The sequence below is a fragment of the uncultured Massilia sp. genome (assembly GCF_913773735.1).
Lineage (GTDB): Bacteria > Pseudomonadota > Gammaproteobacteria > Burkholderiales > Burkholderiaceae_D > Telluria.
Map to the genome: position 1 here is coordinate 224,345 of NZ_CAJYEB010000037.1, position 12,799 is coordinate 237,143.

The window sequence follows — 12,799 nt, forward strand, 5'->3', positions numbered from 1 at the left end:
ACCAAGCCGTCCCGCATCGCAACGTAGTCCAATAATAAAGGGGTTAATCCATGAAGAAGACCATCCTCCACGCCAGCGTCGCCGCCGCCCTCCTCGCCTGGAGCCTGGGCCCGGCGCAAGCCGCCGACGACAAGCCCGCGGCCGACGCCGCCGCACCCGCGGCGGCCGACACGCCGTCGCCGCCCGCCGACGCGGTGCCCAGCAGCGGCGTCGTGATCGTGACCGGCACGCGCGCCACCGGCCTGAAGGCCGAGAACAGCGCCTCGCCGATCCAGGTGCTGGATGCGACCTCGCTGGCGCGCACGGGCCAGCCGGACCTGATCCAGGCGCTGTCGCAGAACCTGCCGTCGCTGAACGCCCAGGCCTTCGGCGGCGACATGGCCAACATGACGCTGTCGGCGCGCCTGCGCGGCCTGTCCCCGAACAATACGCTGGTGCTGGTCAACGGCAAGCGGCGCCACGGCACCTCGAACCTGGCCGTGCTGGGCGGCCCGTACCAGGGCGGCGCGGCGGCGGACCTGAACTACATCCCGGTCGCGGCCATCGACCACATCGAGGTGCTGCAGGACGGCGCCGCCGCGGTGTACGGCACCGACGCGATCGCCGGCGTGGTCAACATCATCCTCAAGCAGAACTACAAGGGCGTGAGCGGCAACGTCAACGGCGGCGGCTACGGCGACGGCGGCGGCCACACCGGCGACGCCACCGCCAACATCGGCCTGACGCCGTTCACCGACGCCTTCCTGAGCCTGACGGCGGAAACCAAGTACCACGGCTTCTCGGACCGCGGCGGCATCGACCCGCGCGTGAACGACCCGGCCAACCTGGCCGCCATGCCGCAGTTGCAGAACCATCCCGGCTACCCGTACGTGAACCACATTTCCGGCGACGCCCAGTACCGCCAGCACATCGTCGCCGCCAACTTCGGCGCCGACCTGTCCGACAACGTCACCCTGTACAGCTTCGCCACCTACGGCAAGAAGAAGGCGCGCGCCTTCGAGAACTACCGTACCCCGGACCGCCTGCCGAAGATCTACCCGACCGGCTTCTCGCCGCAGGAAGTCTTCGACGAGGAAGACTGGGCCTTCACGGCCGGCGTCAAGGGCCACCTGGCGGGCGGCTGGAACTGGGACCTGTCGAGCACCTACGGCAAGGACACCGCCAAGCTGGGCGTGGCGCACTCGGGCAACGTCTCGCTGTTCAACGACACGGGCGCCACGCCGACCGAGTTCTACGCCGGCAAGTTCGTCGCCAGCCAATGGACCAACAACCTGGACGTCAACCGCGAATTCGACGTCGGCTGGGCGCGTCCGCTGACCTTCGCGCTGGGCCTGGAGCACCGCCGCGACGAATACGAGATCGGCGCCGGCGACGCCGCCTCGCGCTACAAGGAAGGCTCGCAATCGTTCCCGGGCTTCTCGCTGACCGACGCCGGCACCCACAGCCGCAACAGCAAGGCCGGCTACATCAACTTCTCGTCGCAGCCGATCGCCGGCTGGACCGTCGACCTGGCCGGCCGCTACGAGCACTTCAGCGACTTCGGCAGCGCCAAGGTCGGCAAGCTGACCAGCCGCTACGACATCAGCCCGACGGTCGGCATCCGCGGCACCTACTCGAACGGCTTCCGCGCGCCGACGCTGGCCGAGTCCTACTACTCGGCCACCAACGTCGGCCCGCGCACGGCCTTCGTCCAGCTGCCGCCGAACTCGCCCGGCGCGCGCCTGGTGGGCGTGAACGGCCTGCGTCCGGAAGCCTCGACCAACGTCAGCGCCGGCATCGTCGTGAACCCGGCATCGAACGTGTCGATCACGGCGGACGCCTACCAGATCACGATCCGCGACCGCATCGTCGGTTCCGGCTCGCTGTACGGCTCGGGCGGCTCGGTGAACTCGCCGGCCGTCACCGCCGCGATCCTGGCCAACGGCAACGTGCTCGACCCGAGCGTGGTCCAGACCGGCATCAACATCTTCTCGAACGCCGTCAACACCCGCACGCGCGGCCTGGAATTCGTCGCCACCCTGAACAGCAACTACGGGGCCGCCGGCCGCGTCGACTGGTCGCTGGCGGCGAACTACAACAAGACCCAGGTCATCAAGATCAACCAGGCCCCGGCCGAGCTGCAGCCGCAGACCCTGCTCGACAAGACCGCGATCTCGGACCTGGAAACGGCCTCCCCGCGCGTGCGCGTGAACCTGGGCGCGCTCTGGAAGACCGGCAACTGGACCGTGAACCTGCGCGAGAACTTCTACGGCAAGTCCTCGGAACTGCAATCGTCGGACGGCGCGACCTACTACGAGACCGAGGTCAAGCCGACCGCGATCACGGACCTCGAGGTCACCTACCAGGTCAACAAGGCGTGGACGGTGTCGGTGGGTGCGAACAACCTGTTCAACCAGTACCCGGACCACATCAACGGCGCCCTGCTGGCCGAGCAGCGGGCCAACCTGGACAACGCCGCGGTGACGGTGTACCCGAGCTTCTCGCCGTTCGGGATCAACGGCGGGTACTACTACGCGCGCGTGGGCTTCAAGTTCTAGGCGGGTTCGCGCGGCTGCGGCGCCAGCACGGCGCCGCAGTCCTTGCAGAACCTGGCCGTGGCCTCGTGGCCGCCGCTGCCGCAGGCGGCGCACTGGCGCGGCGGCCGTGGCCGGCGCAGCGGCCCCAGGCGCCGGTCGCCGCGGCGCATCGTCATCTCGGCCGTGACGATCCCCGTGGGCACGGCCAGGATGCCCCAGCCGAGCAGCATCATGAACGAGGCGATCGCCTTGCCCAGGTGGGTGTGCGGGGTGATGTCGCCGTAGCCGACCGTCGTCATGGTGACGGTGGCCCAGTACATCGAGACGGGGATGCTGGTGTAGCCGTTTTCCGGCCCCTCGACCACGTACATGACGGTGCCCAGGATCAGGATCGCCATCAGCACCACCGACAGGAACACCATGATCTTGCGCCGGCTCGCGGCCAGCGCCTCGCCCAGGCGCGTGGTCTCCTCGATGTACAGCGTCAGCTTGAAGATGCGGAACACGCGCAGCAGGCGCAGGATGCGGATGTCGAGCAGCACCGCGCTGCCCGGCACCAGCAGCGAAAAATAGGTGGGCAGCACCGCCAGCAGGTCGATGATGCCGTAGAAGCCGCTGACGTAGCGCCAGGGGTGCTGCACGGCGGCGATGCGCGCGACGTATTCGACGGTGAACAGCAGCGTGAACATCCATTCGAGCAGGTGCAGCGCGGCGCCGTAGTCGGCGTGCAGGCGCGGCACGCTGTCCAGCACCACCACCAGGATGCTGAGCAGGATCGCGCACACCAGCGCGATGTCGAACCGGCGCCCCGCGGGGGTATCGGCCTCGAAGATGACGTCGTACATGTGCCGCCGCCAGCCGGGAGGCGGCTTGCCGTAGGACGGCGGCGCCTGCGGCACGTAGGCGCCGCTGCCTGCGTCTTCCTTCATGCGCGGGTCGCCATGCGCACGATTCAGTCGGCGTGGCGCTCGACCCAGGTCGCGTAGCATTCCATGAACTGCTGCAGGAAGCTGCGCAGGCCGTCGTCCTTCAGCTGGTCGCCGTCGAACTTGTCGGCGATGCCGCCGATGTAGGCCTCGGGCGACTGCATGCACGGCATGTTCAGGAACACCAGCGTCTGGCGCACGGCGTGGTTGGCGCCGAAGCCGCCCAGCGCGCCCGGCGAGTTGCTGACGACGGCGCAGGGCTTGCCGGTCCAGGCGGCCTTGCCGTAGGGGCGGGAGCCGACGTCGATCGCGTTCTTCAGCACGCCGGGCAGCGACCGGTTGTACTCGGGCGTGCAGAACAGGATGGCGTCGGCGTCGCGGATGCGGTCGCGGAACTCGGTCCAGGACGGCGGCGGCGCGTCCGTCTCGTCGTCCTGGTTGTACATCGGCAGCTGGCCGATCTCGACGATCTCGAGTTCGAGCGTGGGCGGGGCCACGAGCATCAGGGTCTTCGCCAGCTTGCGGCTGAACGATTCCTTGCGCATGCTGCCGATGAGTACTGCGATCTTCCGGGTTGCCATGGCGGTCCTTTCGGTGGGCTGTCGGTATCGATGGGTGCTGGCTAGAGTGTAGCGAGTTTGCCGGCCGATGGGCGGTACGGTTCGCCCCAGGCCCGGAAGGCGCGCTGGATCAGCAGCGTCTCGCGCTCGTCCACCAGCGTGTCGGCGTGCACGATGTCGAGCATCGCCTTCATCGTGCTCATGCGCAGCTGCGGGCTGGCGACGTCGGCCAGCAGCGCGTCGAGCAGCTTCACGTCGATCTCGACCTCGCCGCTGCCGCGCTGGTGCGCCGTGGCCAGCAGGTCTTCGCACAGGCCGCGCACCACGTCGTCGAAGCCGTCCTCGTCGATCTGCACGTGGCGCAGGATGCGCGACGCGTGCATTGCCTCCAGCTCGGACGGCGCCAGGTGGCCGTCGACGATCATGGCCAGCGCCAGCAGGCGGCACACGGCCTGGGGACTGTCGGTTGCATAGATTCGCATGGGGTTCCTCACAATGAAATGGCGATGTGGGTAGCGTAAAGCCGCGCGCATGCAAAGTAAAATCGAATTATCTTTTGCAATCCTCAAGTTTTTTGGAGCTGTTTCTTGATCAACTACAAGCACCTTCAGTATTTTTATACGGTGGCGACGAGCGGCACCGTCGCGGCGGCGGCCCGGCGCCTGCACGTGACGCCGCAGGCCATCAGCGGCCAGCTGCAGCTGCTGGAGGCGCAGTTCGGCCAGGCGCTGCTGCGCAAGCAGGGGCGCGTGCTGGAACTGACCGAAGCCGGCAAGACGGTGCTGCTGTATGCGGAGCGCATCTTCGACCTCGGCAACGAACTGGAGCAGACGGTGCGGCGCGGCCTGGTGCGCGCGCCCGAGACGCTGCGCGTGGGCGTGGTCGACATGATCCCGAAGACGCTGGCGTTCCGCCTGCTGCAGCCGGCGCGCGAGGCCGCGCCGGCGCTGCGCCTCGTGTGCCGCGAGGGCCGCCTGGACGCGCTGCTGCAGGAGCTCGCCGCGCACCGCCTCGACCTGGTGCTGGCCGACCGCGGCCTGCCGCCGGGCGGCGCCGTGCGCGGCCACACCCACCTGCTCGGAACGAGCACGCAGGCGGTGCTGGGCCACCCCGACCTGGCGGCGCGCTGGCCCGGCGCCTTCCCGCGCCGGCTGCGCGGGGCGCCGTTCCTGCTGCCGGGCTTCGATACGGCCCTGCACAGCCAGGTGCAGGCCTGGTTCGAGCTGCAGGACCTGGCGCCGATCGTGGCGGGCGAATTCGACGACGGCGCCCTGTTGATGTCGTTCGCGCGCGAAGGCGCCGGCTTCGTGCTCGCCCCCACCGTGCTGGCGCCGACGATCTGCCGCGAGTACGGCCTGGAAGCGCTGGGCGAGATCGGCACGATCGCCGAGCAGTTCCACGCGGTGACGGTGCAGCGCCGGATCGACCACCCGGCCGTGCGCCGCATCCTGGAACGGGCCGGGACGCTGTTCGCGGGATCGGCGCGCTGACTCCGCGGCACGGACCGCTTCGATGACGCACCGCAGAGGCCCCGCGGACGGGCTGGCTACAGTAGGGGTATTTGTCCGGGGCCCACCATGCAGGAATACGTCACCGCCGGCGGCAGGTCGCGCCATGCCCGGCTCAGGCTGATGGGGTACTACGTCCAGCGCGCCGTCACCAGCCGCCGCGTCCGGCGCCTGGCGGCGCGCATCGCCGTGGCCGTGCTGGCCGCGCTGCATGGCCGGCCGGCGCGCGCTTGCGGCGCCACGCCGGGCCTGGACGCGCTGCGCGCGGACGGCGTGGCGCGGCTGGGCCGGCTGCTGTCCGCGCGCCAGTGCGCCGAGGCCCTGGACTGGCTGCGCGGGCGCCACATGCGCGCCACCCGCGGCGACGGCCGCGCGTTCCGCCTGGACGCCGCGCCGCCCGGCACCCCGTTCGGCGACTTCCCGCTCGACACCGTGGTCCACTGCCCGCACGTGCTGGCGCTGGCGAACCATCCGGACGTCCTGCGCCTGGCCGCCGACTACCTCGGCTACACGCCCACGATCACCCTGATGGGCCTGCGCTGGTCGTTCCCGGCGGCCGCGCCGGACGGCGTGCAGGCCTTCCACCGCGACGCCGAGCCGGGCAGCATCAAGCTGCTGGTGTACCTGACCGACGTCGACGAGCACGCCGGGCCGCACCACTACGTGGCCGGCAGCCACCGCGCGCGCATGCCGCTGCGCCTGCGCCGCCACACGGACGCCGAGGTGGCGCGCGACCACGGTGGCGCGGTCCTCGTCACCGGTCCGGCCGGCAGCGCGTGCATGATCGACACCCGGGGCATCCACAAGGGCGCCCCGCCGGCGCGCCGTCCGCGCCTGCTGCTGGTGGTGCAGTATTCGCTGCTGCCCTGCCTGCTGTACGACTATGCGCCGGTGCACTGGCGCGGCGACGGGCACGTCGATCCGTACGTCAACCGCCTGGTGGTCGCGCCGCGGCCGCCGCTCAGTGCGTGGTGACGAACTTCAGGCCGACGATGCCCGCCCCGATCAGCCCGATGCACGCCAGCCGCGCCGGCGTGGCCGCCTCGCCCAGGAAGACGATGCCGGCGATCGCCGTGCCGACCGCGCCGATGCCGGTCCAGACCGCGTAGGCGGTGCCGACCGGCAGTGTCTTCAATGCATGGCCGAGCAGCACGACGCTCAGCACCATCGCCGCCAGCGTGCCGACGCTGGGCCACAGGCGGGTGAAGCCCTCGCTGTATTTCAGGCCGATGGCCCAGGCGACTTCGAACAGCCCCGCGACGAACAGGATCAGCCAGGTCATGATGGTTCCTTCGTGATGTACGATGGCCGCCATCATATGTGCTCGTTCGTGATATAAAAAGTCGGGAGATATCAAGAAAACTGAAAGATGGCCTTCGACCACGACAACCTCAGGATGTTCATCGCCGCCGTCGACCACGGCTCGTTCTCGGCCGCGGCGCGCGCGCTGCGCCGGGTGCCGTCGGCGGTCAGCATGGCGATCGCCAACCTGGAGGCGGAACTCGGCCTGGCGCTGTTCGACCGCGGCGGGCGCGAGCCGAAGCCGACCGCGCACGCGCTGGCCCTGCTGCCGCAGGCGCGCCTGCTGCTGGAACAGTTTCGGCGCCTGGACCTGCACGCGCTGGCGCTGACGCAGGGACTGGAGACCTCGCTGACGCTGGCGCTGGTGCCTGAACTGCTGGCCACCGCCCCCTGGCAGGACGCGCTGCGCACGCTGGCGCAGGACTATCCGTCGCTGGCCGTCGAGGTGCTGACGGCGCCGCAGGCCGATGCCCTGGCCATGGTCCAGGCCGGGCGCGCCCAGCTGGCGCTGGTGTTCGAGCGCTACGGCGTGGAGCCGCACGAGGCGTTCCAGGAGGTGGCGCAGGAGACCCTGGTCGCCGTGATCGCGCCCGGCCATCCGCTGCTGGCGCGCCTGCCCGCGGGCACGGTGCGCGACGCCGACCTGTTCCCCGAGCGCCAGATCGTCGTGGCCGGCCGCGAGGACGTGCGGGTCGACAAGCGCATCGCCATCTCGCGCCTGCAGTGGCGCACCGACAGCCCGGCCGCCGCGCTGGACATGGTGGCCGCGGGCCTGGGCTGGGCCTGGCTGCCGTCGGGCCTGGTGCACAAGCCGCTGCGCGACGGGCTGCTGGTGGAGATCCCGCTGCAGAACCTGACGAACGTCCTGCGCTTCTTCGTCGACGTGGTCTGGGCCGCCGAGCGGCCGCAGGGCCTGGCGGCGCGGCGCTTCGTCGCCCTGATGAACCAGTGGCGCCTGCGGACGGCGGCGCCGGCGCCCTGAGCGCCGCCCGCGCCTTTGCGGCCGTCCGTCGGTTAGTTGCAGTCTTGGGCGCGGAGCGAGCTGGCTCCCGGCCTCAGATGCGCCGCCGCCGGTACTCGTCCAGGAAGGACGCCGCCTCGCGCGCCGTCAGCACCCGGACCGGATCGCCATGCCAGGCATACAGGTAGGGCGCGCCGCCTGCGCGGTCGGTGAGCTTGGCGCGGATCAGGAAGCGCGTGCCGGGCGGATGGCGGGCCGGGTCGCGCAGCGCCTGCGCGCACTGCACGCGCATCGACGTGGCGTAGGCCTGCCCCGCCACCGGCTTGATGCGCAGCCGGCCCGTGGCCGGGTCGAGCACGGACTCGACCGCCACGTCGCGGTAGGCCCACGGGTCGCGGGCCATCAGGCGCGCCCCGCGCGCACCGGCAGGCGCGCGCCGCGCGGGCCGGCCGCGGCGCAGGTAACGGACGTGGCGGCCGGGCTGCCGTGCGCCGTCGACGGTCGCGCGCAGCCGGTCCGCCGGCGAGCCGGCGCCACCGCCTCAGCCGTCCGCGCGCACCAGCAGCGCGGTCGCCTGCGCCGCCATGCCCTCTTCGCGGCCCAGGAAGCCCAGCTTCTCGTTGGTCTTGGCCTTGATGTTCACCTGCTGCGGCGCGACGCCAATGTCCTCGGCGATGCGCGAGACCATCTGCGGGATGTGCGGTCCCATCTTCGGCTGCTGGGCGATGATGGTGGCGTCGATGTTGCCGATGGTGTAGCCGGTGGCGACCACGCGGTGCGCGACCTCGCGCAGCAGCGTGCGCGAATCGGCGCCGGCGAACATGGGGTCGGTGTCGGGGAAGTGCTTGCCGATGTCGCCGAGGCCGGCGGCGCCGAGCATGGCGTCGATGATGGCGTGCAGCAGCACGTCGGCATCGGAGTGGCCCAGCAGGCCCAGGCGGTGCGGGATGGTGACGCCGCCGACGATCAGTTTGCGGCCTTCCACCAGCGCGTGGCAGTCATAGCCGGTTCCGATGCGAAACGGCGGGGTCGGGTTGTACGATGCAAGTGCCATGATGACGATTCAGACTCCAACGATTAAACGAATTCGGGTTGCGACACCGCCAGGTACATCTCGGCGATGCGGATGTCTTCCGGCAGCGTGACCTTCAGGTTGCGCGGATGGCCTTCCACCAATCTTGGGCTCAATCCGAGCGCTTCAACCGCACTGGCGTCGTCGGTAATCGCGTTCGGGTCGGTGGCGGCGTTCAGGGCGTCGCGCAGCAGCTGGAAGCGGAACATCTGCGGCGTCTGGGCCAGCCACAGGCCGCTGCGCGGCACGGTGCCGGCCGCTTCGCCGTCGATGCAGCGCTTGACCGTGTCCACCACCGGCAGCGCGAGCAGGCCGCCGGCTTCGTGGTCGCCGGTGCCGGCGATCAGCTTCTCGATCAGTTCGGCGGTCAGGCCGGGACGCGCCGCGTCGTGCACCAGCACCCAGTCGGTCGGGGCCAGCGTGTTGGCCAGCACGGCCAGGCCGTTGCGCACCGACTCCATGCGGCTGGCGCCGCCGCAGCGCAGCACGGTGACGCCGTGGCTCGGGGCCACCGCGTCGATGTAGGGATCGTCGGGGCCGACGACGACGAAGGTGTGGGCGACCAGCTCGCTCGACAGGAACGCGTCGAGCGTATGGCGGAGCATGGGCTTGCCGCCGATCTTGAGATACTGCTTCGGATTGCCGGCGCCCATGCGGGAACCGACGCCGGCGGCAGGGATCAAAGCGAAATAACGTGGAGCCTGGTTCATTGATTCAGTCGTTGATGATGCGGGGAGGTCTTGTCGATCCAATAATCGACTGTACCTCACCTTGGCAAACTTTGCTGAGACGCGCATATTCCCGCGGGGTGTCGATCGCCGCCTGCAGCGTTTCGACGCGCAGCATCTCCGCGCGGATCACGGGCATCCAGTTGCGGTCGATGTCGCTTTGCAGCAAGGCACGACCCTCGCCGCGCCGCGCGTACAGCGGCTTGCCGGCGAAACGGCGGCCGAGGCGGACGCGCACCCGCTCTTCCACTTTCGGCAGCCAGTCCAGGTAGGTCTTGAGATGGCGCATTTCATGCGCAAGTATTTCGCGATACGCGCAGGTGCCGGGCGCGAACTCGCTGCCGACGTAGACGGTCATGGGCGGATAGAACAGCACCACGTCCACCTGCGGGACCAGGCATTCGAAGACGCCGTCCGCATCCTCCAGGCGCGCGCCGTCGACGCGGACCGAGACGCGCGACTCGGCGCGTGTCAGGCCGAGCACGAGGCCGTTGCCGACGCCGCGCTTCATCGTCGTCAGCGTGCGCCACGACAGGCCGTTGTCGACACGGTAGCCTTCGGCGCGCGAGGAGAAACCGGCGCGCGCGCCCAGCGCCGCTTCCTCGCAGCGCGCCTGGAACGGCGTGCGCGCGGGTGCCGGCGGCGGCGCCGCGGCGCCCCCCGCCGGCGGCAGCAGTAACAGTAGCAGCGGCAGCAGTGGCAGCGGCGCCAGCCGCCCCCTGGCCACTCAGGCGGGCTTCCAGGTGCCGGCCGCGAACTTCTCGAGCCAGAAGGTGCCGATGACGGTCTTGACGTCGGTGATCTCGCCGCGCCTCACCATCTCCAGCATCTCGGGCACGGTCGCCGTGAAGGTGTCGAGGAATTCGCCGTCGTCCAGCCTGGCCTCGCCCGCCGTCAGGCCGCGCGCCAGGAACAGATCGAGGTGCTCGTCCGAATAGGCGATGGCGTTGTGGATGGTGGCGACGAAGTGCCATTCGCTGGCCGTGTAGCCGGTCTCTTCTTCGAGCTCGCGCTTGGCGGTGGCAAGGGATTCCTCGCCCGGGTCGATCTTCCCGGCCGGGAACTCGATGAAGACGCGGTCGTTCGGATAGCGGTACTGGCGCTCGAGCAGCACGCGGCCGTCGTCGAACACGGGCAGGATCACCACGGCGCCCGGATGGCGGATGAATTCGCGCGCCGACTCCTTGCCGTCGGGGAGCCTGATGCGGTCGCGGCTGACTTTCAGGAAGTGCCCGTCGTAGGCGAGTTCACCGTCGATGCGGGTTTCGCGCAGGTGGGAATCGTCGGGGGAGTCGGAAGGTGCGGGATGATCCAAGGCTGCTCCGGTGGAATCGTTGATCGATCCGCCGGAGCGCTCTGGTCTCCGGCGTCATGGGCGGCGCTTGCGCAGGTAACGTGCGACGAAACCCGGAAACGCCAGCACGACGAACAGGCAACCGGTGATTGCGTAGAACTCCCAGGTCTGGGTAAACACGTTACCGATCCGGGATTCCAGCAGGCGGGCCAGCGCGCCGACGACGAAGTATAAGACAAACAACTCGAGCAGGCGCACGGCGAAGTATTTCGCGTGCGCCTTGCCGAGCGCCGGCTTCATCGCGATGAAGCCGAACACGCGCTCATTGACGAAAGGCAGGTTGGCGAACGCGATCGCGACCGCGATCACCAGCCAGCTTGCGAGCGAGGCGTCCACGGCGTCTTACGAGCCGAGGGTCTTGGTCATCGCGCTGAAGCAGGCCGCCAGCAGGCCGCCCGGCGCCACGCCCAGCAGCACCACCAGCACGCCGTTGAGCGACAGGACGACGCGCATGTCCATCGGGGTCGCGATCGGGGCGACGTCGGCCGCCTCGTCGAACCAGATGGTCTTGACCACGCGCAGGTAGTAGAACGCGCCGATCAGCGAGAACAGCACGGCCACGATGGCGAGCCACAGCTGGCCGGTGGCGACCACGGCCTGCAGCACCGCCCACTTGGCCATGAAGCCCATCATCGGCGGCACGCCGGCCAGCGAGAACATCAGCACGGTCATGACGATCGCGTACCACGGGCTGCGCTTGGCCAGGCCCTTGAAGTCGGCGATCTCCTCGGCTTCGAAGCCCGAGCGCGCCAGCATCATGATCAGGCCGAAGGTGCCGAGGGTGGTCAGCACGTAGGTGATCGTGTAGTACATCGAGGCGCTGTAGGCGGTCGCCGTGTTGGCGGCATTGCCGCCGACCACGCCGGCCATCATGCCCAGCAGGACGAAGCCCAGCTGCGCGATGGTCGAGTAGGCCAGCATGCGCTTCAGGTTGGTCTGCGCGATCGCGGTCAGGTTGCCGATGGCCAGCGACAGCACGGCCAGCACCAGCAGCATCTGCTGCCAGTCGAACGCCAGCGGCAGCATGCCTTCGACCAGGATGCGGACCATCATCGCGAACGAGGCCAGCTTCGGCGCGGCGCCCAGCAGCAGCGTGACGGCGGTCGGCGAACCCTGGTAGACGTCCGGCACCCACATGTGGAACGGCACGGCGCCCAGCTTGAAGGCCATGCCGGCCACGATGAACACGAGGCCGAACACCAGGATGGCGTGGTTGGCCTGGTTGGCGGCGATGGCGCGGGCGATCGCCTGGATGTCCAGCGAGCCGGTGGCGCCGTAGACCATCGAGATACCGTAGAGCATGAAGCCCGAGGCCAGCGAACCCAGGATGAAGTACTTCATCGAGGCTTCGGTCGAGGTGGCGTGGTCGCGGCGGATGGCCACCAGCGCGTACAGCGACAGCGACATCATTTCCAGGCCCAGGTAGATCGGCAGCATGTTATTGCCGGAGATCATGATCATCTGGCCCAGCGTGGTGAACAGGGCGAGCACGTAGAACTCGCCGCCCATGTTACCGGACATCATGCCGCGGTCTTCGGCGTACTGGCGCGAATACACCAGCGTGACGCCGACGGCCAGGTAGGTGAACAGCTTGAGCAGGTTGGCCATCGGGTCCGACACGAACATGTTGTGGAACGTGTAGGCGGTGGCGCCGCTGCTGAAGTCGGCGTAGGTGAAGCCCGCGCAGACCACGAGGGTCAGCAGCGTCAGGACATAGGTCAGGTTACGCTTGCTATCCTTCTTCTGGAACATGTCGATCAGAAGGATGGCGCAAGACGCGATGACCAGGAAGATCTCGGCGTGGAGCGGCCCGAAATCGTAGGCCGCCGTCGCAACAGTAGTGTCAATCATCGGATTCATATTCTTGGTTGG

15 protein-coding genes are annotated in these 12,799 nt (G+C 69.2%); 4 read left to right on the forward strand and 11 right to left on the reverse strand.

What is annotated here, in order from left to right; genetic code table 11:
• Positions 1 to 50 precede the first annotated feature (50 nt).
• The gene (locus tag QZ749_RS19810; protein WP_296950202.1) at positions 51 to 2,537 is read left to right on the forward strand and encodes a TonB-dependent siderophore receptor; all 2,487 of its coding nucleotides are present in this window, start codon (positions 51 to 53) and stop codon (positions 2,535 to 2,537) included.
• Here QZ749_RS19810 and QZ749_RS19815 read toward each other — a convergent pair.
• From QZ749_RS19815 to QZ749_RS19825, 3 genes are read right to left on the reverse strand one after another with little or no spacing between them, the layout of a single operon-like run.
• Positions 2,534 to 3,445 (reverse strand): ion transporter, encoded by a 912-nt coding sequence (locus tag QZ749_RS19815; protein ID WP_296950205.1) that lies wholly within the window; start codon positions 3,443 to 3,445, stop codon positions 2,534 to 2,536. The genes QZ749_RS19810 and QZ749_RS19815 overlap by 4 nt on opposite strands.
• Positions 3,446 to 3,468: 23 nt before the next feature.
• On the reverse strand, positions 3,469 to 4,023 hold the full coding sequence (locus QZ749_RS19820) for an NADPH-dependent FMN reductase (RefSeq protein WP_296950207.1): 555 nt from the start codon (positions 4,021 to 4,023) through the stop codon (positions 3,469 to 3,471).
• Between the two features lie 41 nt (positions 4,024 to 4,064).
• Positions 4,065 to 4,484, reverse strand: a complete 420-nt coding sequence (locus tag QZ749_RS19825) for a TerB family tellurite resistance protein (protein ID WP_296950210.1) — start codon at positions 4,482 to 4,484, stop codon at positions 4,065 to 4,067.
• 105 nt (positions 4,485 to 4,589) lie between these two features.
• Here QZ749_RS19825 and QZ749_RS19830 point away from each other — a divergent pair, with 105 nt between their 5' ends.
• Together QZ749_RS19830 and QZ749_RS19835 are read left to right on the forward strand one after the other, a co-directional pair.
• Positions 4,590 to 5,492, forward strand: coding sequence for a LysR family transcriptional regulator (locus QZ749_RS19830; RefSeq protein ID WP_296950214.1), 903 nt, complete (start codon positions 4,590 to 4,592; stop codon positions 5,490 to 5,492).
• Between the two features lie 87 nt (positions 5,493 to 5,579).
• The gene (locus tag QZ749_RS19835) at positions 5,580 to 6,485 is read left to right on the forward strand and encodes a phytanoyl-CoA dioxygenase family protein (protein ID WP_296950218.1); all 906 of its coding nucleotides are present in this window, start codon (positions 5,580 to 5,582) and stop codon (positions 6,483 to 6,485) included.
• Here the strand turns inward: QZ749_RS19835 and sugE are convergent.
• Entirely contained in the window at positions 6,472 to 6,792 is a 321-nt protein-coding gene (sugE, locus tag QZ749_RS19840; RefSeq protein ID WP_296950221.1) for a quaternary ammonium compound efflux SMR transporter SugE, read from the reverse strand. The two genes, QZ749_RS19835 and sugE, sit on opposite strands and share 14 nt — an antisense overlap.
• A gap of 87 nt (positions 6,793 to 6,879) precedes the next feature.
• Here sugE and QZ749_RS19845 point away from each other — a divergent pair, with 87 nt between their 5' ends.
• Positions 6,880 to 7,794 carry a LysR family transcriptional regulator gene (locus QZ749_RS19845; RefSeq protein WP_296950224.1) on the forward strand — a complete coding sequence of 305 codons (915 nt, stop codon included), beginning with the start codon at positions 6,880 to 6,882 and terminating at the stop codon, positions 7,792 to 7,794.
• A gap of 73 nt (positions 7,795 to 7,867) precedes the next feature.
• On the opposite strand, the gene QZ749_RS19850 is transcribed toward QZ749_RS19845, so the two are convergent.
• The 7 genes from QZ749_RS19850 to nuoN form a co-directional block, all read right to left on the reverse strand.
• Positions 7,868 to 8,176, reverse strand: coding sequence for a hypothetical protein (locus QZ749_RS19850; RefSeq protein ID WP_296950227.1), 309 nt, complete (start codon positions 8,174 to 8,176; stop codon positions 7,868 to 7,870).
• 138 nt (positions 8,177 to 8,314) lie between these two features.
• Positions 8,315 to 8,827, reverse strand: coding sequence for a 2-C-methyl-D-erythritol 2,4-cyclodiphosphate synthase (gene ispF / locus QZ749_RS19855; RefSeq protein ID WP_296950229.1), 513 nt, complete (start codon positions 8,825 to 8,827; stop codon positions 8,315 to 8,317).
• Between the two features lie 23 nt (positions 8,828 to 8,850).
• A complete protein-coding gene (gene ispD, locus QZ749_RS19860) occupies positions 8,851 to 9,555 on the reverse strand; it encodes a 2-C-methyl-D-erythritol 4-phosphate cytidylyltransferase (protein WP_296950232.1) in 705 nt (234 codons plus the stop codon).
• Positions 9,556 to 9,559: 4 nt separating this feature from the next.
• Positions 9,560 to 10,300: a hypothetical protein gene (locus QZ749_RS19865; protein WP_296950234.1), complete on the reverse strand. Its 741-nt coding sequence runs from the start codon at positions 10,298 to 10,300 to the stop codon at positions 9,560 to 9,562.
• Positions 10,301 to 10,888, reverse strand: a complete 588-nt coding sequence (locus tag QZ749_RS19870) for an NUDIX domain-containing protein (protein ID WP_296950237.1) — start codon at positions 10,886 to 10,888, stop codon at positions 10,301 to 10,303.
• 54 nt (positions 10,889 to 10,942) lie between these two features.
• Entirely contained in the window at positions 10,943 to 11,263 is a 321-nt protein-coding gene (locus QZ749_RS19875; RefSeq protein ID WP_296950240.1) for a DUF2818 family protein, read from the reverse strand.
• 6 nt (positions 11,264 to 11,269) lie between these two features.
• Complete coding sequence (gene nuoN / locus QZ749_RS19880) at positions 11,270 to 12,787, reverse strand: NADH-quinone oxidoreductase subunit NuoN (RefSeq protein ID WP_296950242.1); 1,518 nt, start codon at positions 12,785 to 12,787, stop codon at positions 11,270 to 11,272.
• Between the last annotated feature and the right edge of the window lie 12 nt (positions 12,788 to 12,799).

What these genes read in the sequence shown, in the direction of transcription:
- QZ749_RS19810 (WP_296950202.1), top strand. Translation starts at nt 51, where the DNA reads ATGAAGAAGACCATCCTCCACGCCAGCGTCGCCGCCGCCCTCCTCGCC.
- QZ749_RS19815 (WP_296950205.1), bottom strand. Translation starts at nt 3,445, where the DNA reads ATGAAGGAAGACGCAGGCAGCGGCGCCTACGTGCCGCAGGCGCCGCCG.
- QZ749_RS19820 (WP_296950207.1), bottom strand. Translation starts at nt 4,023, where the DNA reads ATGGCAACCCGGAAGATCGCAGTACTCATCGGCAGCATGCGCAAGGAA.
- QZ749_RS19825 (WP_296950210.1), bottom strand. Translation starts at nt 4,484, where the DNA reads ATGCGAATCTATGCAACCGACAGTCCCCAGGCCGTGTGCCGCCTGCTG.
- QZ749_RS19835 (WP_296950218.1), top strand. Translation starts at nt 5,580, where the DNA reads ATGCAGGAATACGTCACCGCCGGCGGCAGGTCGCGCCATGCCCGGCTC.
- sugE (WP_296950221.1), bottom strand. Translation starts at nt 6,792, where the DNA reads ATGACCTGGCTGATCCTGTTCGTCGCGGGGCTGTTCGAAGTCGCCTGG.
- QZ749_RS19845 (WP_296950224.1), top strand. Translation starts at nt 6,880, where the DNA reads ATGGCCTTCGACCACGACAACCTCAGGATGTTCATCGCCGCCGTCGAC.
- QZ749_RS19850 (WP_296950227.1), bottom strand. Translation starts at nt 8,176, where the DNA reads ATGGCCCGCGACCCGTGGGCCTACCGCGACGTGGCGGTCGAGTCCGTG.
- ispF (WP_296950229.1), bottom strand. Translation starts at nt 8,827, where the DNA reads ATGGCACTTGCATCGTACAACCCGACCCCGCCGTTTCGCATCGGAACC.
- ispD (WP_296950232.1), bottom strand. Translation starts at nt 9,555, where the DNA reads ATGAACCAGGCTCCACGTTATTTCGCTTTGATCCCTGCCGCCGGCGTC.
- nuoN (WP_296950242.1), bottom strand. Translation starts at nt 12,787, where the DNA reads ATGAATCCGATGATTGACACTACTGTTGCGACGGCGGCCTACGATTTC.